Source organism: Streptomyces sp. NPDC001493, from assembly GCF_053597235.1.
The window spans coordinates 1-22,403 of sequence record NZ_JBSFHV010000038.1; the positions used below are offsets into that span (position 1 = coordinate 1).

The following is a 22,403-nucleotide window of genomic DNA, read 5'->3' on the forward strand; positions in this document are numbered from 1 at the left end:
CCCAAACCAACCCCACCCCACACCCCTTCTCCCCCTCCCCCCCCCAGTACCCCTACAACCCCCCCCGCGGCGCGCGCCCCCCGGCCCCCGTGGGCGGAGGCCGGGGCAACAGCCCGTCCCCGGCCGAAGTGCTGCCGGGCCGTCGCCGTCAGAGCTGCGCGGCGCCCCGGTCCGGGACGCAACGGCCGCCCTCGGTGCGGTACTTCCACTGGGCGCCCTCGCTCACCAGCTCGGTGACGGCGCGGACGAAGCGGTCCACGTGCTCGTCCGGCGTACCGGCGCCGAAGCTGACGCGGATGGCGTTCAGGGAGCGCTCGCCCGGCTCGGCCTCCGGCGCGCCGCACTCGCCCGGGTCCTGCGGGTCGCTGCCGAGCAGGGTGCGGACCAGCGGGTGGGCGCAGAACAGGCCGTCGCGGACGCCGATGCCGTACTCGGCGGAGAGCGCGGCGGCGAAGTGGGAGCTGTTCCAGCCCTCCACCACGAAGGAGATGACGCCGACGCGCGGGGCGTCGTCGCCGAAGAGCGAGAGCACCTTGACCTGCGGCACCTCGGCGAGACCCGCGCGGACCCGGGCGACCAGCCGCTGCTCGCGGGCGACGAGCTTGTCGAAGCCGGCCTCGGTGAGGGCCTTGCAGGCGGAGGCGATGGAGTAGACGCCGATGACGTTGGGCGAACCGGCCTCGTGGCGGGCGGCGGTGGTGTGCCACTCCACGTCCACGCCGCCGTCGGTGCGCCGGGCGACCTTCTTCGAGGCGCCGCCGCCGGCCAGGTAGGGCTCGGAGTCCTGGAGCCAGTCGGCGCGGCCGGCGAGGACGCCGGAGCCGAAGGGGGCGTAGAGCTTGTGGCCGGAGAACGCGACCCAGTCGACGTCGAGTTCGGCGATGTCCACCGGGTGGTGCGGGGCGAGCTGGGCGGCGTCCAGCACGATGCGGGCGCCGTGCGCGTGGGCGGCGGCGGCCAGTTCCTTGACCGGCCACAGCTCGCCGGTGACGTTGGAGGCGCCGGTGACGCAGACGAGGGCCGGGCCGTACGGGTCGCGGTCGGCGAGGGCGCGCTCCAGGGTCTCGACGGCCTGCTGCGGGGTGCGCGGCGCGTTGAGGTAGGTGACCTTGGCGTCGCGCCAGGGCAGCAGCGAGGCGTGGTGCTCGGTCTCGTACACGAACACCTCGCAGTCGGCCGGGATCACGGCCGCCAGCAGGTTGAGGGAGTCGGTGGTCGAGCGGGTGAAGATCACCTGGTCGCCGGGGCGGCAGCCGAGGAACTCGGCGACGGTGACGCGGCTGTTCTCGAAGAGGTCGGTGGAGAGCTGCGAGAGGTAGCCGGCGCCGCGGTGCACGCTGCCGTAGTACGGCGCGTAGGCGGCGACGTCGTCCCAGACCCGCTGGAGCGCCGGGGCGCTGGCCGCGTAGTCGAGGGCCGCGTAGGTGACTTCGCCCCCGGTGACGAGGGGGACGGTGACGTCCTTGCCGAGCACCGGCAGCGGGGCACAGTCCGCGTCGGCGGAGGCAGCGGCGGCGGACTCGGAGGTGTTGAGGGCAGCAGAAGACACGGACATGACGAACTCCCGTAATACGCAGGCGAATTCACCGAGCCGGCGGGTACGCGGCAGCACGGTGCAAAGGTGAAGGAGGTGCGGAGAAGGGCGTTGCGCCCTATCGCATTCGCGTGCTCACAAGAGGCTCCCTAGGGACCAGGACCCCGGGGGCTGGCATTCGAGGATGCCGAGGGGCCCGCGCTTGCCGCAGACCTCGCTGCCTACGGCCTGGTCTTCACCCGGGGCACCCCGCCACGGACGGAGGGTTGCCGGACAGCGGGCCGGGGCCGTAGTCGCTGTCACTCATGACCTGCCAGCATCTTGCCACACGTGCCCACGAACGCAAGGGCGCAGTCCGCGATACGGACTGCGCCCCTTCGTGCACGTACGGGCAGCGGTGCTCAGGCGTTGCTGGCCGCCACCCAGCGTTCCAGCGCGCGGTGCGCGGCCCCGGAGTCGATGGATTCGGCGGCGGCGGCGATCTTGGCGCCGATCTGCTCGGTGAGCGTGCCCGTGCCCGGGTCCAGCGCCACCAGCGCCGCCGCCGAGTTCAGCAGCACCGCCTCGCGCACGGCCCCCTTCTCGCCGTCCAGCACCCGGCGGGCGACGTCCGCGTTGTACGAGGGGTCGGCGCCGCGCAGCGCCTCGACCGGCACCAGCTCCAGCCCCACGTGGCGCGGGTCGAAGGCCTCCTCGCGCACCTCGCAGTCCCGGACCACCCAGACCCGGGAGGTCGCGGTGGTGGTCAGCTCGTCGAGTCCGTCGTCGCCGCGGAAGACGAGCGCGGAGTTGCCGCGCTCGGCCAGGACGCCGGCCACGATGGGCGCCATCCTGAGGTCGGCGACCCCGACGGCCTGGGCGCGGACGTGGGCCGGGTTGGTGAGCGGGCCGAGGATGTTGAAGGTGGTCTGGGTACCCAGCTCCTTGCGGGCCTTGGCCGCGTACCGGAGGGCCGGGTGGAACTTCACCGCGAAGCAGAAGGTGATGCCCGCCTCGGCGGCCACCTCGGCGACCCGCTGCGGGGTCAGCTCCAGGTTGACGCCCAGCTTCTCCAGGACGTCGGAGGCGCCGCTGGCCGAGGAGGCGGACCGGTTGCCGTGCTTGACGACCTTGGCCCCCGTTCCGGCGATCACGATCGCGGACATCGTGGAGATGTTGACCGTCTTCGCGAGGTCGCCGCCGGTGCCGACGATGTCGACCGAGGGCCCGGGCACCTCGATGGTGCGGGCGTGCGCGTACATCGCGCGGACCAGGCCGCTCACCTCGGCGACCGTCTCGCCCTTGGCCCGCAGCGCGATGGCGAAGCCCGCGATCTGCGCGTCGGTGGCGTCCCCGCTCATGATCCGGTCCATGGCCCAGGCGGTGTCGTCCGCGCCGAGGTCCTGGCCGCGCAGCAGGGGCGTCAGTACGCCGGACCAGGAACGGTCCGCCGCGCTGTCGCCGCCGTTCGGGGTCACAACGTTCATGGTCCGCTCCAAGATTTTCCACAGCCGGAAAGGGGGGTGTCCGTCCACCCTATCGGGGCCCGGGAACGACGAAGAGCCCCGTCCGGCGAATGGACGGGGCTCTTCGCTGTGGCGATCAGTTCAGGCGATCAGTGGTGACCGTGGCCGCTGGTGATCTCCTTGTACTCCTCGACGGTGGGCTTGGCGATCTGGTTGTGCTCGCCGTAGTAGCCCTTGCTGAGCTTGGCGCGCAGCTTCGTGAGGGCCGAGACCTTGCGCTCGACACCGTTCTCGTCGACCGTGGGGCCGATTTCGAGCGGGGTGTACTGCTCGTGCGCGGTGAGGGTGTGCAGCTGACCCGGGCTGAGCGGCTCGTGGACCTCCACGAACTCACCGTGCGGCAGCCGCTTGATGAGCCCGGACTCGCGTCCGTGCAGCACCTTCTCCTTGTCGCGGCGCTGGAGGCCGAGGCAGATCCGCTTCGTCGCGATGAACACGAGCACCGGGACCACGAAGAATCCGACCCGCACGAACCAGGTGATGGCGTTGATCGACAGGTGGAAGTGCGTGGCCCACAGGTCGTTGCCGCCGCCGACGAGCAGGACGAAGTACCAGCTGATCCAGGCGACACCGAACGCGGTGCGCGTCGGCGCGTTGCGCGGCCGGTCCAGGATGTGGTGCTCGCGCTTGTCGCCGGTGACCCAGGACTCGATGAACGGGTACACCGCGATCGCGGCCAGCACCAGCGGGAAGATGACCAGCGGGATGAAGACGCCCAGGACGAGCGTGTGACCCCAGAGGTTGATCTCCCAGCCCGGCATGACACGGATCAGGCCTTCGGAGAAGCCCATGTACCAGTCCGGCTGCGCACCGGTGGACACCTGGTCCGGCCGGTACGGGCCGATGGCCCAGATCGGGTTGATCGAGGCGACCGCGGCGACGACCGAGATGACACCGAAGACCAGGAAGAAGAACCCTCCGGCCTTGGCCATGTAGACCGGCAGCAGCGGCATGCCCACGACGTTCTTGTTCGTACGGCCGGGGCCCGCGAACTGCGTGTGCTTGTGGTAGAAGACCAGGATCAGGTGGCCGACCAGCAGACCCATCATGATGCCCGGGAGCAGCAGGATGTGGATCGAGTAGAACCGGGCCACGAAGTCGCCGCCGGGGAAGTTCCCGCCGAACAGGAAGTACGCGAGGTACGTGCCGACGATCGGCACGGACAGGATCGCGCCCTGCATGAAGCGGACACCCGTACCCGAGAGCAGGTCGTCCGGGAGCGAGTAACCGGTGAAGCCGGTGAACATGCCCAGGACGAACAGCAGGAACCCGAAGAGCCAGTTGATCTCACGCGGCTTGCGGAACGCGCCCGTGAAGAACACGCGCATCATGTGCACGAACATGCCGGCCAGGAAGATCAGCGCGGCCCAGTGGTGGATCTGCCGAACGAGCAGACCACCGCGGACGTCGAAGCTGATGTTCAGCGTCGACGAGTAGGCCTCGGACATCCGGATGCCCTGCATGGGCTCGTACGGGCCGTTGTACACGACCTCGTTCATGCTCGGGTGGAAGAACAGCGTCAGATACACACCCGTGAGGATGATGATGATGAAGCTGTAGAGGCAGACCTCGCCCAGCATGAAGGACCAGTGGTCCGGGAAGATCTTGCGCATGTTGGCCTTGGCCAGGCCGTAGATGCCCAGCCGGCCGTCCGCCCAGTCGGCGACCCGCTCACCTGCGGGTGCCTTGCGCGTGGTTTCCGTCGTAGTACTCATCCGCGCTCCCAGAAGGCAGGACCGACGGGCTCTTCGAAGTCACCGAGAGCTTGGAGGTCGCCCTCGCTGCTCACGCCGATCCGCAGCTGCGGAAGCGCGTGCCCGGCCGGACCGAAGATGACGCGGGCGCCGTCGGAGAGGTCGAAGGTGGACTGGTGGCACGGGCAGAGCACGTGGTGCGTCTGCTGCTCGTACAGGCTGATCGGGCAGCCGACGTGGGTGCAGATCTTGGAGAAGGCGACGATGCCCTCGTGCGCCCACTCGCGCTCGCGCTTGTCCTTGATGTCGTTCGGCTCGATGCGAATGATCATCAGGGCGGCCTTGGCGATCTGCGACTGGAAGTCCTCCGCGTCCTCCTCCAGGCCCTCGGGCATGGCGAAGGTCAGCGAACCGACCGCGATGTCCTCGGGACGCAGCGGCTCCATCGTGTTCATGTTGATGAGCTTCTTGCCGTTGGCCCACAGGGTCGAGCGGAGCTTCTTCTCCGGCAGCGGACCCAGGTCACGGAGCAGCATCACGCCGGAGAGCGGCACCAGGGCCAGCGCGCCGAACATCGTGGTGCGGATCAGCTTGCGCCGTCCGATCACGGACTCCTCGGCACCGGCCTTGAAGTCCGCGAGGACCTGCGCCTTGACCTCGGGCGTCGCCTCGATCGGGTGACGGTCGGCCGGGGTCTCGACGTCCGACATCAGGGTGCGCGCCCAGTGGACGGCGCCCGCACCGATGGCGAAGAGCGCCACGCCCAGGGTGAGACCCAGGGAGAAGTTCAGCGCGCTCACGTGACCGAACGGCCAGATGTAGACGATCTTGTCGACCGGGAAGATGACGTACGAGGCGATGAACGCCACCGTCGCCAGCATGGACAGGATGAACAGGTACGCGACCACTCGCTCGGAGCGGTTCGCGGCACGTTCGTCGATGTCCTGGATGCGCGGCTTGTGGGCCGGCAGCCCCGGGTCGGCGAACGGGTCGCCCGTACCCACTACCGCGCCGTGCGCGGCGTCCTGCTCGGTGAGCAGGCTCTTCTCTGGATTCTCTTCTTGGCTACTCATGACTTCTTGGCCTTAGCGGTGTGGGCCGCGACCCATACGGCGACGGCGATCAGGAGGCCCAGACCGAAGATCCATGCGAACAGGCCTTCGCTGACCGGACCGAGGCCACCGAGCGACAGGCCGCCCGGGCTCTCGCTGTTGTCACCGTTCACGGTCTTGATGTACGCGATGATGTCCTGCTTCTGCTGCTCGGGCATCGTCGTGTCGGGGAAGGAGGGCATGTTCTGCGGGCCGGTCTGCATGGCCTCGTAGATGTGCTTGGGGCTCGCGCCTTCCAGGCTCGGGGCGTACTTGCCGTTCGTCAGCGCGCCGCCCTCACCCGTGAAGTTGTGACACTGGGCGCAGTTGGTGCGGAACAGGTCACCACCCTTGGCGATGTCCGCGCCGTCGGGGCTGACCTGCTTCTCGGTCGGCGTGATCGGACCGGCGCCGAGCGACGAGATGTACGCCGCGAGCTGGTCGATCTCGCCCTGCGAGTAGATGACCTTCTTCGCCGGGATCTGGGCACCCGGCTGCTGCGCGGGCATCCGGCCGGTGCCGACCTGGAAGTCGACCGCGGCGGAGCCGACGCCGACCAGCGAGGGCCCGTCGGAGGTGCCCTGACCACTGGTTCCGTGGCAGCTGGCGCAGCCGACGGTGTAGATCTTCTTGCCCTCCTCAATGGGGAGGGACTGGACGGATTCGTCTGCCTGCGCCTTGCCCGCAGGCGCAAACGCGGCGTACAGCCCCCCGGTAGCCGCCAGCGCGAGGAGTAGTACGACGACGGCCGCCAGTGGATGGCGTCGTCGTGCGGAGAGCTTTTTCACGGATTACCCCGGTGTCAGGATCTTCTGCGTCGATGATGGGTGGGTGCGAGCGCCCGGTTACTTGATCATGTAGATCGTCGCGAAGAGGCCGATCCACACGACATCGACGAAGTGCCAGTAGTAGGACACGACGATGGCTGCGGTCGCCTGTTCGTGGGTGAACCTCTTGGCTGCGTATGTTCTGCCGAGAACCAGCAGGAAGGCGATGAGACCGCCTGTCACGTGCATGCCGTGGAAGCCGGTGGTCAGGTAGAACACCGAGCCGTACGGGTCCGAGGACAGGGAGAGCCCGTCCGTCTTGACCAGCTCGGTGTACTCCACGACCTGGCCGCCGATGAAGATCGCACCCATGACGAACGTGATGATGAACCACGTCCGGAGCTTCTTCACGTCGCCCCGCTCCGCGGCGAAGACGCCGAGCTGGCAGGTGAGAGAGGAAAGCACCAGGATCGTGGTGTTCGTCGCGGAGAACGGGAAGTTCAGATGGTCGGCCATCTCCTTCCAGTGATCCGGTCCCATCACCGATCGCAGGGTGAAGTACATCGCGAAGAGGGCCGCGAAGAACATCAGCTCGGAACTCAGCCAGATGATGGTTCCGACGCTGGTGAGGTTCGGCCGATTGACCGACGGGTGCGCGTGCCCGGTTTCTACTGTCGTTGCTGTCGCCACGACCGACATTATGTCGGTCGCTTATCCCGCCCTCACTCCCGGGGGTGCCGTTCGGTGTGTCAGAGGGGTGTGTCCTCCCCGAACGGCCCAGCGAATCGACGTCATTAGCGGTGCTGACGGGCTGTCGGCGGGAGTACGATCCGCGCATCGGTTCATGCCCCGAGAGCCCCGACGACACAGCTGTCACGGAGGAACAATGCAGGCGACCGCCACGGTCCTGGTCTACAGCGACGACGCCAACGTCCGCGAGCAGGTGAAGCTCGCCACCGGGCGACGGCCCGCGGCCGACGTCCCCGAGGTGCGGTTCCTGGAGTGCGCGACGCTGCCCGCCGTGCTCTCCGCGCTGGACGCCGGCGGCGTCGACGTCTGCGTGCTGGACGGCGAGACGGCGCCCGTGGGCGGTATGGGCGTGTGCCGGCAGATCAAGGACGAGGTGTTCCACTGCCCGCCGGTGCTGCTGCTGATCGGGCGCCCGCAGGACGCCTGGCTGGCCACCTGGAGCCGCGCGGACGCCGCGGTGACCCTCCCGGTGGACCCGGTCGAGTTCGCGGACGCCCTGGCGGCCCTGGTGCGCGAGCGGCTCCAGGTGGCGGCCAAGGCCTCCTGAGGCCGCCCGCACACCAGGGCCGCACGGTCGTCCCGAGAGGCGGCGCACCCCCGGCGTCAGACCTGGGGGCGCAGTCGCGCCGCCTCGACCGTGTTCGTACCGGCTCCGGGCGTGGCGCTCCGCAGGGCACTGCCCTTCTGCCAGGCGTCCCAGGAGACGTTCCAGTCCCCGAACCCGTTGTCGAAGGGGGTCATGGTCTCCCCCTCGCTGCCGACGACCTTGACGACGTCGCCCTCGCGCACGGTGTCGAAGAACCATTCGGCGTTCTCCGTGCTCATCCCGGTGCAGCCGTGGCTGACGTTGGCGCTGCCCTGGGACCCGACGGACCACGGCGCGGCGTGCACGTACTCGCCGCTCCATGTCACCCGGGTGGCCCAGTAGACCGGCAGGTCGTACGACTCCGAGGAGCCCTCCGCGATGCCGACGGTCTCGCCGCGCATCCGGACGAACGCCTCCTTCCCGAGCACGACCTTGACGCCGTTGCGGGTGGAGAAGCCGGGCTTTCCGGTGGTGACCGGAATGGTGTTGATCACTTCTCCGTTGCGGAGCACGGTCATCTCGTGCTCGGAGGCGTCGGTGATGGCCTCGATCCGGTCACCGATGCTGAGGCGCAGCGGCTTGACCTCGGCTCCGTAGAGGGCGTTGGTCACCTTGATGCCCTTGAAGTTGCTGGTCACTTCGACGGCCGCGCCGGCGGGCCAGTAGTCCTGGGGCCGGTAGTGCAGGATCTTGTCGTCCACCCAGTACCAGGAGCCGGTGACGGCGGGGATGGAGCGGACCTTGAGGGCGCGTTCGACGGTGGCCCTGGCGGCCTTGTCGGTGACCGGAACGCTGAGTTCCGCCGTGATGGGCTGTCCGACCCCGTACGTGCCCGCCTGCGGGCCGAAGGAGACGCTCAGGAGCTTCTTCGGGGAGGTGGTCTCGAAGGTGAGGGTACGGCGGCCTGGGGCGCCGTCCTCGTCCTCGGTGGTGACCTTCACTTCGTACCGCGCGCCGGCGGCGAGCGGAGCGGTGGAGTGCCAGCGTTTCCCGTCGGCGGCGAGTTCGCCGGCCAGCCGGCGGCCGGTGCTGTCCGCGGCCGTCACATCGGTGATGCGTCCCTCGTCACCCTTGACGGTGACTTCCAGGGGCTTGTCGGGATCGGCCTTCCCGTTCGGGGCGTGGCCGTTGAAGGAGACCTGGTCGGCCGCGTCGAACGGCTTGGCCGAGAGCGGGTGACCATCGGGCTCCCCACAGGCGGTCGCACCGGCGACCATGGTCACGACCAGCAGGGAGCAACTCACTACGGAGCGGGTGCGCGGCGTGTCGTTCATGAACCCACGCTAAGAAGATTCATCCGATCCAGCGCGTTCTATGACTGCAAACGAGGGGCCCGGACCGCTCTTGCCGAGCAGTTCGGGCCCCTCGCGAGGTGTTTCTGGTAATGCGGTGTCACCCGGCGGGTGTCACTGGGCGGGTGTCACTGGGTGCGGTTCTCACCGCGGTAGTACTCGAACACCCAGCCGAAGAGACCGATGGCGAGCATCGGCGCCGAGAAGTACGCCAGCCACCAGCCGAACGCGATGCTCATGAAGAGCAGCGCGCCGCCGATCGCCAGGGAGAGCGGCTGCCAGCTGTGCGGGGAGAAGAACCCCACGTCGCCGGCCTCGTCGGCCACGTCGGCTTCCTTGTTGTCCTGGGCCATCTGGTCGACCCTGTTGGCCGTGAAGGCCAGGTAGAAGCCGATCATGATGGACAGCCCGAAGGCCAGGACGAGGGCGGTGGTGCCGACCGGCTCCTTCGACCACACGCCGTACGTGATGGCCATGATCAGGATGAAGACGCTCAGCCAGATGAACAGCTTGCCCTGGATCTTCACTTGCCTGCCTCCTTACCACCGGCGAGAACCTTGTCCTCGGAGTGGTGGCCGAGCTGCTCCAGCGCGGCGATCTCCGGGTGGTGCAGGTCGAACGCCGGGGATTCGGAACGGATCCGCGGCAGGGTGATGAAGTTGTGGCGCGGGGGCGGGCACGAGGTGGCCCACTCCAGCGAACGGCCGTAGCCCCACGGGTCGTCGACCTCGACCTTCTTGCCGTACTTGGCGGTCTTCCACACGTTGTAGAAGAACGGCAGGATCGACAGGCCGAGCAGGAACGAGGAGATCGTCGAGATCGTGTTCAGCGCGGTGAAGCCGTCGGCCGCGAGGTAGTCCGCGTAGCGACGCGGCATGCCCTCGGCACCGAGCCAGTGCTGCACCAGGAACGTGCCGTGGAAGCCCACGAACAGCGTCCAGAACGTGATCTTGCCGAGCCGCTCGTCCAGCATCTTGCCGGTGAACTTCGGCCACCAGAAGTGGAATCCGGCGAACATCGCGAACACCACGGTGCCGAAGACGACGTAGTGGAAGTGCGCGACGACGAAGTACGAGTCCGAGACGTGGAAGTCCAGCGGCGGCGAGGCCAGCAGGACACCGGTCAGACCACCGAAGAGGAAGGTGATCAGGAAGCCGATCGACCAGAGCATCGGCGTCTCGAAGGACAACGAGCCCTTCCACATCGTGCCGACCCAGTTGAAGAACTTCACACCGGTCGGTACCGCGATGAGGAACGTCATGAAGGAGAAGAACGGCAGGAGCACGCCGCCCGTCACGTACATGTGGTGCGCCCACACCGTCACGGAGAGACCCGCGATGGCGATGGTGGCCGCGATCAGACCGATGTAGCCGAACAGCGGCTTGCGGCTGAATACCGGGATCACTTCGGAAATGATTCCGAAGAATGGTAGCGCGATGATGTACACCTCTGGGTGTCCGAAGAACCAGAAGAGGTGTTGCCAGAGCAATGCGCCGCCATTGGCCGCGTCGAATACGTGGGCCCCGAATTTTCTGTCCGCTTCCAACGCGAAGAGCGCGGCGGCGAGGACCGGGAAGGCCAGCAGGACCAGGACGGCCGTCAGCAGGACGTTCCACACGAAGATCGGCATCCGGAACATCGTCATGCCGGGCGCGCGCATGCAGATGATCGTGGTGATGAAGTTGACCGCGCCGAGGATCGTGCCGAAGCCGGAGAAGGCCAGACCCATGATCCACATGTCGGCGCCGACACCCGGCGAGCGGACGGCGTCCGACAGCGGGGAGTAGGCGAACCAGCCGAAGTCGGCGGCGCCCTGCGGGGTGAGGAAGCCTCCCACCGCGATGAGCGAACCGAAGAGGTACAGCCAGTACGCGAACATGTTCAGCCGCGGGAACGCCACGTCGGGCGCGCCGATCTGCAGCGGCATGATCCAGTTGGTGAAACCGGCGAACAGCGGCGTCGCGAACATCAGCAGCATGATCGTGCCGTGCATCGTGAACGCCTGGTTGAACTGCTCGTTCGACATGATCTGCGTACCCGGACGGGCCAGCTCGGCGCGCATGAAGAGCGCCATCAGGCCACCGATGCAGAAGAACGCGAACGAAGTGACCAGGTACATCGTGCCGATCGTCTTGTGGTCAGTGGTGGTCAGCCACTTGACGACGACGTTTCCCGGCTGCTTGCGCCGTACCGGCAGTTCGTCCTCGTACGAGTCGTCTGCTGCCGCGGCACCCTGGGGTTCGTTGAGGATGCTCACAGTTTGTTGGTCTCCGCATTCCTGGCGGGGTCAGTCTGCTCGATGCCTGACGGCACGTAGCCGGTCTGCCCCTTCTCCGCCAGCTCCTTGAGGTGCTGCTGGTAACGCTCGGGAGAGACAACCTTGACGTTGAAGAGCATCCGGGAGTGGTCGACGCCGCAGAGTTCGGCGCACTTGCCCACGAAGGTGCCCTCCTTGTTCGGAGTGACCTCGAACGCGTTGGTGTGGCCCGGGATGACGTCCTGCTTCATGAGGAACGGCACCACCCAGAAGGAGTGGATGACGTCACGTGAAGTGAGGATGAAGCGGACCTTCTCGCCCTTCGGCAGCCACAGGGTCGGACCCGGGTTGCCGGTCTGGGGGTTGCGCGTGCCCGGGATTCCCGCGTCGTAGACGCCGCCGGCGCCCTTCGGGAAGTCCGCGATGTAGCGGTCGGGGATCGAGGAGAGCTCCTCGGGCGTCTTGGTGGTGGCCGGCGAGCCGTCCACGTCCTCGACGTAGTTGAACGCCCAGCTCCACTGGTAGCCGACCACGTTGATGTTGTGGACGGGCTTGGTGGAGAGGGTGAGGAGCTTCGATTCATCGCGCGCGGTGAAGTAGAAGAGCACCGAGACGATGATCAGGGGGACCACTGTGTACAGCGCCTCGATGGGCATGTTGTACCTGGTCTGCGGAGGTACCTCTACCTTGGTCCGGCTACGCCGGTGGAAGAAGGCACTCCAGAGGATCAGCCCCCAGACAAGGACACCCGTGGCGAGCGCTGCCGCCCACGAGCCCTGCCAGAGGGAGAGGATCCGAGGGGCCTCTTCCGTTACCGGGGTAGGCATACCAAGGCGAGGGAAATCCTGCCAGTTGTACGAACAACCGGAGGCCGTCGCCAGGACCAGGCCCGCAGTCAGCACCTGCGGCAGCTTCCGCCGCATCGGGCGCCGCGACGAGCGGTCGGAGCCGTTGGGACTCACGTAGCGCCTTCCCGAGAGTCTCGCCCGCTACGGTCGGCGCGCCCGTATGTCTCTGGTCGGTCGCCGCCCTGTCGCGGGCAGGGGTTTGGATGTTTATGCGGACCAAACCCTACTGGACGCTATTTGGGGTCGCGCGGGGAGGGTGCCCAACGCGCCGTCCGACACCCCGAAGGGGTGGAATCCCGGCTTCCGGGCGTCATCTGACGTTCCTTCTCCTGGTTCGCGGGCGCCCGCGACCGGTGGGGCCGGGCCCGCGGGCTAGCGTGGCCGGGTGCCCTACTTCGACGCCGCCTCCTCCGCCCCCCTGCATCCCGTGGCCCGCCAAGCCCTGCTGGCCTCCCTGGACGAGGGCTGGGCCGATCCCGCCCGGCTCTACCGGGAGGGACGGCGGGCCCGGATGCTGCTGGACGCCGCACGCGAGGCGGCGGCGGAAGCGGTCGGCTGCCGTCCGGACGAGCTCGTTTTCACCCCTTCGGGGACGGCCGCGGTGCACGCGGGAATTGCCGGAGCTCTTTCGGGCCGTCGGCGTGTCGGCCGGCACCTGGTCGCTTCTGCCGTCGAACACTCGTCGGTTTTCCATGCCGCGGCCACGCACGAGGCCGCCGGGGGGTCCTTCACCGAGGTGCCGGTGGAACGGACCGGAGCGGTGGATTCCGCGGTGTTCGGCGCCTCCCTGCGCGCGGACACCGCGCTCGCCTGCCTCCAGTCCGCCAACCACGAGGTGGGCACCGAGCAGCCGGTGGCGGCCGTCGCCGCGCACTGCCGGGAGGCGGGGGTCCCGCTGCTCGTGGACGCGGCGCAGTCGCTGGGATGGGGGCCGGTCGCGGACGGCTGGTCACTGCTGACGGCGAGCGCCCACAAATGGGGCGGCCCGGCGGGCGTCGGGCTGCTGGCGGTGCGCAAGGGGGTCAGGTTCGCGCCCCAGGGGCCTGCCGACGAGCGGGAGTCGGGTCGGTCGGCCGGCTTCGAGAACCTGCCGGCGATCGTGGCCGCCGCCGCCTCGCTGCGCGCGGTGCGCGCCGGGGCGGACGCGGAGGCGGCCCGGCTGCGGGCGCTGGTGGACGTGGTCCGCGCGCGGGTGGCGGCCGGGGTGCCGGACGTCGAGGTGGTGGGCGACCCGGAGCGGCGCCTGCCGCACGTCGTCACCTTCTCCTGCCTCTACGTCGACGGGGAGACCCTGCTGCACGAGCTGGACCGGGCCGGTTTCTCCGTATCGTCCGGTTCGTCCTGCACTAGCAGCACGCTGACGCCCAGCCATGTGCTGAAGGCGATGGGGGTGCTCTCGGAGGGGAACGTCCGGGTGTCGCTGCCGGCGGGCACCGCCGCCCCGGACGTGGAGCGGTTCCTCGACGTGCTGCCCGGGCTGGTCGCCGGGGTGCGGGAGCGCCTCGGGGTTCCCGTGGCGGACCGGGCCGCCGGGGACGGCGGGGGTGCGGCGGCGACGGCCGCGTCGCTGGTGGTGGACGCGCTGGGCCGGCGCTGCCCGATCCCGGTGATCGAGCTCGCCAAGGTGATCGGGGACGTTCCGGTGGGCGGCACGGTGACCGTGCTCGCCGACGACGAGGCGGCCCGGCTGGACATTCCGGCCTGGTGCGAGATGCGGGAGCAGGAGTACGTGGGCGAGCGGCCCGCGGAGCGCGGCGCGGCGTACGTGGTCCGCCGGCTGAGCTGAGCGGCCGGGGCCCGTGTCCGGTCCGGCCGGACCGGACACGGGCCCCGCGGCGGATCAGGCGAGGTGCGCGCGGACCTCGTCGGCGGCCTCGTGGCCGTACGCCTTGGCGAAGCGGTCCATGAAGCGGGAGCGGCGCAGGGTGTACTCCTGGGTGCCGACCGTCTCGATGACCAGGGTGGCGAGCATGCAGCCGACCTGGGCGGCGCGCTCCAGGCCGACGCCCCAGGCGAGGCCGGAGAGGAAGCCGGCGCGGAAGGCGTCGCCGACGCCGGTCGGGTCCGCCTTCGTCTCCTCGTCGGGGCAGCCGACCTCGATGACCGGCTCGCCCACGCGCTCGATGCGCACCCCGCGGGCGCCGAGGGTGGTGACCCGGTGGCCGACCTTGGCCAGGATCTCCTCGTCGGTCCAGCCGGTCTTGGACTCGATGAGCCCCTTCTCGTACTCGTTGGAGAAGAGGTAGGTGGCGCCCTCCAGCAGTATCCGGATCTCTTCGCCGTTCATCCGGGCGATCTGCTGGGAGAAGTCCGCGGCGAAGGGGATGCCCCGGCTGCGGCACTCCTCGGTGTGGCGGAGCATCGCCTCCGGGTCGTCGGCGCCGATGGAGACGAGGTCGAGGCCGCCGAGGCGCTCGGCGACGCTCTGCAGCTCGATCAGCCGGGCCTCGCTCATGGCGCCCGTGTAGAAGGAGCCGATCTGGTTGTGGTCGGCGTCGGTGGTGCAGACGAAGCGCGCGGTGTGCAGGACCTCGGAGATGCGGACCGATCCGGTGTCCACGCCGTGCCGGTCGAGCCAGGCGCGGTACTCGTCGAAGTCGGATCCGGCGGCGCCCACCAGGACCGGGGAGGTGCCGAGCTGCCCCATGCCGAAGCAGATGTTGGCCGCGACCCCGCCCCTGCGCACGTCCAGGGCGTCGACCAGGAAGGAGAGCGAGACCGTGTGCAGCTGGTCCGCGACGAGCTGGTCGGCGAACCGGCCGGGGAAGGTCATCAGATGGTCGGTGGCGATGGAGCCGGTGACTGCGATACGCACGGGAGGCTGCTCCTGCGGGGGCGGGGGGACGCGTGGGCGTTCCGGGACGGCGTGACACCTCACGCTACCCGTTTCCGCTCCAAGCACCGATGGGTTGAAACTACCCGATAGTAGGTCTTTCTACCCGGGGGCAGAGGTGCGTACGGTGCGGATATGCCCACACACAGCGTTGTGTCCGAGACCGAGACGAGCCTGGCCGATCTGCGGGGCGACTGCGTGCGGATGGCTCCGCACTGGGTCGTTCCGCCGAAGACTGCCACGCCACCCGTCGCTCCGTCCCTGATTCACGGAGTCACGGTGCCGCCCGCCTCCGCGCGGCTGATCGAGGCGACGGAGGAGTACGGGGGCTGACGGCCCCGCCCCGGAGCCCCCGCGAACCCGCCCGGCCCGGACGAGGGGACCGGAGCCGAACTCCCCTTCCCAGGGAGGGGTTTGACCCCCGGGAGGGAACCGATCGCGGCTCCGGCCCGTCACAGCTCCGTCCCCCGCCCGGGGGACGGGGCGGGAGCATCCGCCCTCGGAAGCGAGGCGAAGGAGCTCTCCGGTGAGCATCGAGCGATCCGACGACGAAGCGCCCGCCCGCCGACGGCCCTCGGCCCTGATCGGCGCGGTGGTGGCCGCGGTGGTGCTGGCCGGGGGTGGCGGAGCCTGGTGGGCGGCCACGGCGGACGACGGCAAGGGCGGGGCGGAGAAGACCGCCGCCTCGGGACCCGCGTCCGCGTCCCCGGCCCCGCTGGGCATCTCCGGACCGGCCGATCCGTCGGTACCGGGCTTCGCCCCCGGCGAACCGGCCCCCACGGGTGTGGTCTACCGCGCCGCCGGCGATCTGCCGCAGGGCCCGGCGGCGGCGCCGGTGCGCCGGATCACCGCCACCATGTCCCTCGCCGAGGCGGCCCGGCCGGCCAGGGCGTTCGGCATGCAGGGCACCCCGACGGCGCAGGACGGCTACTGGCGCCTGGGCGCGGGCGGCTCGAAGCCGTATCTGGAGGTCTCCCAGGAGGCACCGGGGACCTGGAAGTACCTGCGCGGCACCGGCGGCCTCTCCCCCTGCCCCTCGGACGCGGTGTGCGAGGACGGCACACCGCGTCCGACGGGTAGGAACCCCGTGAGCCCGGAGGCGGCGAAGGAGGCGGCCCGGCCGGTGCTCGCCGCCCTGGGCCTGGACGACGCAGCGCTCGGCGACGGCGGGCTGCTGGGCTCGCAGCGGGTGGTCCGCGCCGATCCGGTGGTGGACGGGCTGCCCACCCACGGCTGGTCCACCGACGTCCAGGTGGGGCCGGACGGTGCGGTGACCGGTGCTTCGGGCCGGCTGCTGCTGCCGACGGCCCGGGACGGCGATGCCGCCTACCCGGTGGTGGGCGCGGCCGCGGCGCTGGCGTCGCTGAACGCCGCGCAGGGGTCCACGGCCGCTCCGGCCTGCGCGACGGCCGCCCCCCTGGAGAGCGGGGAGGACGGCCCGAAGACGGCGGGCCCGGAGTGCGTACCGTCCTCCGGGCGCATCGCGCCGCCGACGGCGATGACGGTGGAGAAGGCGGTGTTCGGGCTCTCGGCGCAGCTGGTGGACGAGCGCCCGGCCCTCGTGCCGTCCTGGCTCTTCACCGTACGGCCGGAGGCGGGCGGCCCGGTCTCCGTGGTCGCCCGGGTCGCCGTCGCCCCGGCCTACCTGGAGGCGCCGTCGGCTTCGCGGCCGGCCCGCGGCGTGACGCCGGTCTCGTACACCGAGCACGGGCGGACGCTGGAGGTGACGTTCTGGGGCGGCGTGTGCGGCACCTACACGGCGAGTGCCGAGGAGGACCGTACGGAGGTCAGGGTCACGATCACCGAGCCCCGGCCGAAGCCGGGGACGGCCTGCGTGGCGGTCGCCGAGCGGGTGACCGTCCAGGTGGCCCTGGACGCGCCGCTCGGCGGGCGGTCGGTCCTGGAGACGGCGTCGGGCAAGCCGGTTCCCCGCGGGTGAAGGCACCGGAACGTACGAAGGCGGCCCCGGAAGTGCTTCCGGGGCCGCCTTCGTACGTTCTCGTTCCGCAGCCGGTCCGTGAACCGGGCGCCTTCAGGGAACCGGTGAGGGTTAGCTGAAGGAGTCGCCGCAGGCGCAGGAGCCGGTGGCGTTGGGGTTGTCGATCGTGAAGCCCTGCTTCTCGATGGTGTCGACGAAGTCGATCGAGGCACCGCCGAGGTACGGGGCGCTCATGCGGTCGGTGACGACCTTGACTCCGTCGAAGTCCTTCACGACGTCGCCGTCGAGCGAGCGCTCGTCGAAGAAGAGCTGGTAACGCAGGCCGGAGCAGCCGCCGGGCTGTACGGCGACGCGCAGGGCGAGGTCGTCGCGGCCCTCCTGGTCCAGCAGGCCCTTGACCTTGGCTGCGGCGGCGTCGGACAGGAGGATGCCGTCGCTCACGGTGGTGGTCTCGTCCGATACGGACATCTGCTTCTCTCCCGGGTTGTACGGACTGCTTGCCGACGGTGCAACCGTCGCGCGCGCGGATTCATTCCGCGCCCGCGTCCGTCTGTTCTTTTTCATGCTCGCACACGGCGCGCGCGAGGGTATGCGTCACATCGACGGTAACGACGTCGTCAAACTGACGCGACCCGGCTATCATAGATAACGTCAAATAGACGAAAAGACTCCCGGCGTCGGCCCTCGGCCTCACCGACCGGCTCCGCCGCGCTCATCAATGACAAGAAAGGGTGCGTGACGTGACCACGGCCCACCCCCCTGTGGAACTCGATGTTCAGCCGTCGCCCCTGGCCCTGCTCCTGCTCGGCCGTGAGGCCGACCCGAGGAGCGAGCGCGGCGTGGAGTGCCCCGGCGACCTGCCCTCCCCGTCCGACCCGGACCTGGTGGAGCGCGCCCGCGCCGCCAAGGAGAAGCTCGGGGACAAGGTGTTCGTCCTCGGCCACCACTACCAGCGCGACGAGGTCATCCAGTTCGCGGACGTCACCGGCGACTCCTTCAAGCTGGCCCGTGACGCCGCCGCCCGCCCGGAGGCCGAGTACATCGTCTTCTGCGGTGTGCACTTCATGGCCGAGTCCGCGGACATCCTGACCGGCGACGACCAGAAGGTCGTGCTGCCCGACCTCGCGGCGGGCTGCTCGATGGCCGACATGGCCACCGCCGAGCAGGTCGCCGAGTGCTGGGACGTACTGACCGAGGCGGGCGTCGCCGACCGGGTCGTCCCCGTCTCGTACATGAACTCCTCCGCCGACATCAAGGCGTTCACCGGCCGCCACGGCGGCACCATCTGCACCTCCTCCAACGCCGAGCGGGCGCTGGAGTGGGCCTTCGAGCAGGGCGACAAGGTCCTCTTCCTCCCCGACCAGCACCTGGGCCGCAACACCGCGGTCCGGGACATGGGGATGTCGCTGGAGGACTGCGTCCTCTACAACCCGCACAAGCCGAACGGCGGCCTGACGGCGCAGCAGCTGCGCGACGCGAAGATGATCCTGTGGCGCGGGCACTGCTCGGTGCACGGTCGCTTCTCGGTGGAGTCCGTGGAGGACGTCCGCGCGCGCATACCGGGCGTCAACGTCCTGGTGCACCCGGAGTGCAAGCACGAGGTCGTCGCGGCGGCCGACCAGGTCGGTTCGACCGAGTACATCATCAAGGCGCTGGAGGCGGCCCCGGCCGGCTCCAAGTGGGCCATCGGTACGGAGCTGAACCTGGTGCGCCGTCTGGCGAACCGTTTCGCTGCCGAGGACAAGGAGATCGTCTTCCTCGACAAGACGGTCTGCTTCTGCTCCACGATGAACCGGATCGACCTGCCGCACCTGGTCTGGACGCTGGAGTCGCTGGCCGAGGGCAAGCTGGTCAACCGGATCGAGGTCGACCCGGAGACCGAGAAGTACGCCAAGCTGGCGCTGGAGCGGATGCTCGCGCTGCCGTAGCGCACGCGCGCCGTGTACGGCGAAGGGCCCGGCCCCCGCACTCCCGTGAGGGGAGTGCGGGGGCCGGGCCCTTTTCGCGGGTGCCGTGCGGGGTCAGACGCCGGAGTGGGCCGCCTCGCGGGAGCCGTCCGTACCGGAGTCGGAGTCGCGCTGTGCGGGGACCCCGCTCTTCGCCGCGCGCTTGGCCGCCCTCTTCTTGGCCCGGCGCTCCTTGCCCAGCTCCACCATGGCGTACAGCGTCGGCACCAGCAGGAGCGTCAGCAGGGTGGAGGTGATGAGACCGCCGATCACGACGACGGCCAGCGGCTGGGAGATGAGCCCGCCCTGGCCGGTGATGCCGAGCGCCATCGGCAGCAGCGCGAAGATCGTCGCCAGCGCGGTCATCAGGATCGGGCGGAGCCGGTGGCGGCCGCCCTCGACGACCGCCTCGACGACGCCCATGCCCTGGGTCCGGTACTGGTTGATCAGGTCGATCAGCACGATCGCGTTGGTGACCACGATGCCGATGAGCATCAGCATGCCGATCATCGCCGGGACGCCCATGGGGGTGCCGGTGGCGAGCAGCAGACCGATCGCGCCGGTGGCCGCGAACGGGATGGAGACCAGCAGGATCAGCGGCTGGATCAGCGAACGGAAGGTCGCCACCAGCAGCATGAAGACGATCGCGACGGCCGCCAGCATGGCGAGGAAGAGCTTCGTGTACGCGTCGCTCTGGTCCGCGCTGACGCCGCCGATGGTGGCGGTGGCGCCCTCGGGGAGGTCCAGCGCGTCGAGCTTCTTCGTCAGTTCCCGGGTCACCCCGCCGGTGTCCTCGTCGGTGGGCCGCGCCGTGATGGTGGCGGAGCGCTGGCCGTCGATCCGGGTCATGGAGACCGGGCCGGGGACCAGGTCGACGTCCGCGATCTGACCGAGCCGGACGGCGCCGACCTTCAGGTCCTTGAGCTGGGCGATGGTGGTGGCCGGAGTCGCGGACTTCACGACGACGTCGCGCTCGGTGTCGTCGAGCAGGGCCTTGCCGGACTTCGTGCCGCCGACCGCGCCGGACACGAGCGCGCCGAGCGTGGTCTGGTCGAAGCCCGCCGCGGCCGCCTTGTCGTTGGCGCGGACCGAGATGCGCTGGACGCTCTGCGCGAGGTCGCTCTGGACGTCGGTGACGCCGTCCAGCTTCTCCACCGCGGTGCGTACCTTCTCGGACGCCTTCTCCAGCACGTCCCGGTCGGCGGCCTTGACCACGACGCTCAGGTCCTGGCTGCCGAAGCCGCCGCCCGCCGCGATGCTGGTCTGGCCGATGCCGTCCAGCTTCGCGAGGCCGTCCTCGATCCGCTTCTGGGCCGCCTCGTAGTCGCCCGCGTCCTTCAGCGTGATCTGGTACGAAGCCTGGTTGGCACCCGTGCTGCCGCCGAAGGCCGCCAGGAAACCGGAGGAACCGACGGTGACCTGGTAGTCCTTCACCCCCTTGTCGGCCGTGATGACCTTCTCGACCTTGCGGGCGGCCTCGTCGGCCGCGTCCAGGCTGGTGCCCGGAGCCAGTTCCTGGGTGAGGGAGAGGACTTCCTGCTCGCCCTGGTCGAAGAGGGTGGTCTTCAGGAGCGGGGCCATGCCGAACGTGCCGAGCAGGATCACCAGCGCGATCACCACGCTGGTGACGCGGCGGCGGGTCGCGAAGCCCAGGACCGGGACGTAGATCCGCTGGAGCCGGCTCGCCGCCTCCTTCTCCTCGGCCTTGCGGCGGGCCTCGTCCGGGTTCTCGTCGGTGCCCTTGGGGGCGCGCAGGAACCAGAAGGAGAGGACCGGAACGACGGTCAGCGAGACCAGCAGCGAGGCCAGCAGGGCCGCCGTGACGGTGAGCGAGAACGAGCCGAAGAGCTGGCCGACCATGCCGCCGACGAGGCCGATCGGCAGGAAGACGGCGACGGTGGTGAGCGTGGAGGCGGTGACCGCTCCGGCCACCTCCTTCACCGCGGCGATGATGGCGGGCTGGCGCTCCTCGCCGTAGCCGAGGTGCCGCTTGATGTTCTCCAGGACGACGATCGAGTCGTCGACGACCCGGCCGATCGCGATGGTCAGCGCCCCGAGGGTGAGCATGTTGAGCGAGAGGTCCCGGGTCCACAGCACGATCAGCGCGAGGACCACGGAGAGCGGGATGGAGACCGCGGTGACGAGCGTCGAGCGGATCGACGCCAGGAAGATCAGGATCACCACGACGGCGAAGAGCAGGCCGAGCGCGCCCTCGATGGTCAGACCGGAGATCGCCTCGGAGACGGCCGGGCCCTGGTCGGTGACGACCGTCAGCTCCGCGCCGGCACCCAGGTCCTTGCGCAGGTCGGGAAGGATCTTCTCGACCGCGTCGGAGATGGCGACGGCGCTGCCGTCCTTGTCCATCGTCGCCATCACGGCGAGGCTGGGCTTGCCGTTGGTGCGGGTGATGGAGACCGGGGTGGCCTCCTCCTGCTTCACGGTGGCGACGTCACCGAGGCGGACCGGCTTGCCGGGCTTGGCGGCGGCCCCGGGCTTGCCGGTGGTGGCACCGGGGACGATCCGGACGTCCTCGATCTGCTGGAGCGAGGTGAACCCGCTGCCGACCTGGATGGTGCGGCTCTTGCCGGACTCGGCGAAGGAGCCGGCCGCCATGGTGCCGCCGGCCGCCTGGAGCGCCTGGGAGACGGAGGACGCCGAGAGACCGGCCGCCGCGAGCTTCTTGTCGTCGGGGACGACGGTGACCTGCACGTCCTGGACGCCGTTGACGGCGACCTGGCCTACGCCCTCGATGTCCTCCAGCGCGGGCACCACGGTGTGGTCCAGCTGGTCGGCGAGCGCCTGCTGGTCCTTGTCCGAGGTGACGGCGAGGACCACGGTCGGGATGTCGTCGGTGGAACCGGCGATGACCTGCGGGTCGACGCCCTCGGGGAGCTGGTTGCGCGCCCGGTTCACGGCCTGCTGGATGTCGGCGACGAGCTGCTTGGTGCCCTCGTCCCCGAAGTCGAAGCTGGCCATGACGACGGCGTTGCCCTCGCTGGCGGTCGAGGTGACGCCCTCGATGCCGTCGACGGCCTTGATGGCGTTCTCGAGCGGTTCGACGACCTGCTTCTCGACCACATCGGGGGACGCCCCCTGATAGGGCGCCAGGACCGACACCATCGGCAGCTCGATGGTCGGCAGCAGCTGCTGCTTGAGCTGGGGGATCGCTATCGCCCCGAAGACGAGCGCGACGATGGAGATCAGCCCGATCAGGGCCCGTTGCGCGAGGCTGAACCTTGACAGCCAGGACATGGGTTACGTCTCTCTTCTGTGGCGTACGCGGTGACGGGCGGATGCGTGAGTCGAAGGGGACACACCCGGCCCACTCCTACGATCCCTGATGGGCCGCGGCCGAACGTCG

The 22,403-nt window shown here is 69.6% G+C and carries 18 protein-coding genes and 1 riboswitch; of the genes, 5 read left to right on the forward strand and 13 right to left on the reverse strand.

Translation table 11 applies throughout. The features are described 5' to 3' along the window. Nucleotides 1–148 precede the first annotated feature (148 nt). From ACWCWD_RS34180 to ctaE, 6 genes are all read right to left on the reverse strand, one after another. The gene (locus ACWCWD_RS34180; protein WP_450779070.1) at nt 149–1,555 is read right to left on the reverse strand and encodes an aminotransferase class V-fold PLP-dependent enzyme; all 1,407 of its coding nucleotides are present in this window, start codon (nt 1,553–1,555) and stop codon (nt 149–151) included. A gap of 172 nt (nt 1,556–1,727) precedes the next feature. Next, nucleotides 1,728–1,845, reverse strand: a riboswitch (SAM riboswitch). A gap of 90 nt (nt 1,846–1,935) precedes the next feature. Continuing rightward, nucleotides 1,936–3,000 carry an anthranilate phosphoribosyltransferase gene (gene trpD / locus ACWCWD_RS34185; RefSeq protein ID WP_450779072.1) on the reverse strand — a complete coding sequence of 355 codons (1,065 nt, stop codon included), beginning with the start codon at nt 2,998–3,000 and terminating at the stop codon, nt 1,936–1,938. Between the two features lie 128 nt (nt 3,001–3,128). Then, nucleotides 3,129–4,754, reverse strand: a complete 1,626-nt coding sequence (gene qcrB / locus ACWCWD_RS34190; protein WP_450779074.1) for a cytochrome bc1 complex cytochrome b subunit — start codon at nt 4,752–4,754, stop codon at nt 3,129–3,131. Further along, nucleotides 4,751–5,806 (reverse strand): cytochrome bc1 complex Rieske iron-sulfur subunit, encoded by a 1,056-nt coding sequence (gene qcrA / locus ACWCWD_RS34195; protein ID WP_450779076.1) that lies wholly within the window; start codon nt 5,804–5,806, stop codon nt 4,751–4,753. Before qcrA ends, qcrB begins: the two co-directional genes overlap by 4 nt. After that, entirely contained in the window at nt 5,803–6,612 is an 810-nt protein-coding gene (qcrC, locus tag ACWCWD_RS34200) for a cytochrome bc1 complex diheme cytochrome c subunit (RefSeq protein WP_450779078.1), read from the reverse strand. Before qcrC ends, qcrA begins: the two co-directional genes overlap by 4 nt. A 57-nt stretch (nt 6,613–6,669) precedes the next feature. Continuing rightward, a complete protein-coding gene (ctaE, locus tag ACWCWD_RS34205; RefSeq protein ID WP_266703481.1) occupies nt 6,670–7,290 on the reverse strand; it encodes an aa3-type cytochrome oxidase subunit III in 621 nt (206 codons plus the stop codon). A 187-nt stretch (nt 7,291–7,477) separates the two neighbouring features. On the opposite strand from ctaE, the gene ACWCWD_RS34210 reads away from it, so the two are divergent. After that, nucleotides 7,478–7,888 carry a hypothetical protein gene (locus ACWCWD_RS34210; protein WP_450779080.1) on the forward strand — a complete coding sequence of 137 codons (411 nt, stop codon included), beginning with the start codon at nt 7,478–7,480 and terminating at the stop codon, nt 7,886–7,888. Between the two features lie 56 nt (nt 7,889–7,944). Here ACWCWD_RS34210 and ACWCWD_RS34215 read toward each other — a convergent pair whose 3' ends face one another. From ACWCWD_RS34215 to ctaC, 4 genes are all read right to left on the reverse strand, one after another. After that, a complete protein-coding gene (locus tag ACWCWD_RS34215; protein ID WP_450779082.1) occupies nt 7,945–9,201 on the reverse strand; it encodes an Ig-like domain-containing protein in 1,257 nt (418 codons plus the stop codon). 146 nt (nt 9,202–9,347) lie between these two features. After that, complete coding sequence (locus ACWCWD_RS34220; RefSeq protein WP_327175310.1) at nt 9,348–9,746, reverse strand: cytochrome c oxidase subunit 4; 399 nt, start codon at nt 9,744–9,746, stop codon at nt 9,348–9,350. Then, on the reverse strand, nt 9,743–11,476 hold the full coding sequence (ctaD, locus tag ACWCWD_RS34225; RefSeq protein ID WP_450779084.1) for an aa3-type cytochrome oxidase subunit I: 1,734 nt from the start codon (nt 11,474–11,476) through the stop codon (nt 9,743–9,745). The genes ACWCWD_RS34220 and ctaD overlap by 4 nt, the downstream gene beginning before the upstream one ends. Then, nucleotides 11,473–12,438 carry an aa3-type cytochrome oxidase subunit II gene (gene ctaC, locus ACWCWD_RS34230; protein ID WP_450779086.1) on the reverse strand — a complete coding sequence of 322 codons (966 nt, stop codon included), beginning with the start codon at nt 12,436–12,438 and terminating at the stop codon, nt 11,473–11,475. The genes ctaD and ctaC overlap by 4 nt, the downstream gene beginning before the upstream one ends. A gap of 271 nt (nt 12,439–12,709) precedes the next feature. On the opposite strand from ctaC, the gene ACWCWD_RS34235 reads away from it, so the two are divergent. Continuing rightward, nucleotides 12,710–14,110, forward strand: coding sequence for an aminotransferase class V-fold PLP-dependent enzyme (locus ACWCWD_RS34235; protein WP_450779088.1), 1,401 nt, complete (start codon nt 12,710–12,712; stop codon nt 14,108–14,110). 54 nt (nt 14,111–14,164) lie between these two features. Here ACWCWD_RS34235 and ACWCWD_RS34240 read toward each other — a convergent pair whose 3' ends face one another. Next, entirely contained in the window at nt 14,165–15,139 is a 975-nt protein-coding gene (locus ACWCWD_RS34240) for a carbohydrate kinase family protein (protein WP_450779090.1), read from the reverse strand. Nucleotides 15,140–15,292: 153 nt separating this feature from the next. On the opposite strand from ACWCWD_RS34240, the gene ACWCWD_RS34245 reads away from it, so the two are divergent. Then, nucleotides 15,293–15,490 carry a hypothetical protein gene (locus ACWCWD_RS34245; RefSeq protein ID WP_327175315.1) on the forward strand — a complete coding sequence of 66 codons (198 nt, stop codon included), beginning with the start codon at nt 15,293–15,295 and terminating at the stop codon, nt 15,488–15,490. Nucleotides 15,491–15,683: 193 nt separating this feature from the next. Then, nucleotides 15,684–17,096 carry a hypothetical protein gene (locus ACWCWD_RS34250; RefSeq protein WP_450779092.1) on the forward strand — a complete coding sequence of 471 codons (1,413 nt, stop codon included), beginning with the start codon at nt 15,684–15,686 and terminating at the stop codon, nt 17,094–17,096. 111 nt (nt 17,097–17,207) lie between these two features. Here ACWCWD_RS34250 and ACWCWD_RS34255 read toward each other — a convergent pair whose 3' ends face one another. Continuing rightward, complete coding sequence (locus ACWCWD_RS34255) at nt 17,208–17,564, reverse strand: HesB/IscA family protein (RefSeq protein WP_266703501.1); 357 nt, start codon at nt 17,562–17,564, stop codon at nt 17,208–17,210. A gap of 263 nt (nt 17,565–17,827) precedes the next feature. On the opposite strand from ACWCWD_RS34255, the gene nadA reads away from it, so the two are divergent. Continuing rightward, on the forward strand, nt 17,828–19,024 hold the full coding sequence (gene nadA, locus ACWCWD_RS34260) for a quinolinate synthase NadA (protein ID WP_327175317.1): 1,197 nt from the start codon (nt 17,828–17,830) through the stop codon (nt 19,022–19,024). Nucleotides 19,025–19,117: 93 nt separating this feature from the next. On the opposite strand, the gene ACWCWD_RS34265 is transcribed toward nadA, so the two are convergent. Continuing rightward, complete coding sequence (locus tag ACWCWD_RS34265; RefSeq protein ID WP_450779094.1) at nt 19,118–22,294, reverse strand: efflux RND transporter permease subunit; 3,177 nt, start codon at nt 22,292–22,294, stop codon at nt 19,118–19,120. Nucleotides 22,295–22,403 lie beyond the last annotated feature (109 nt).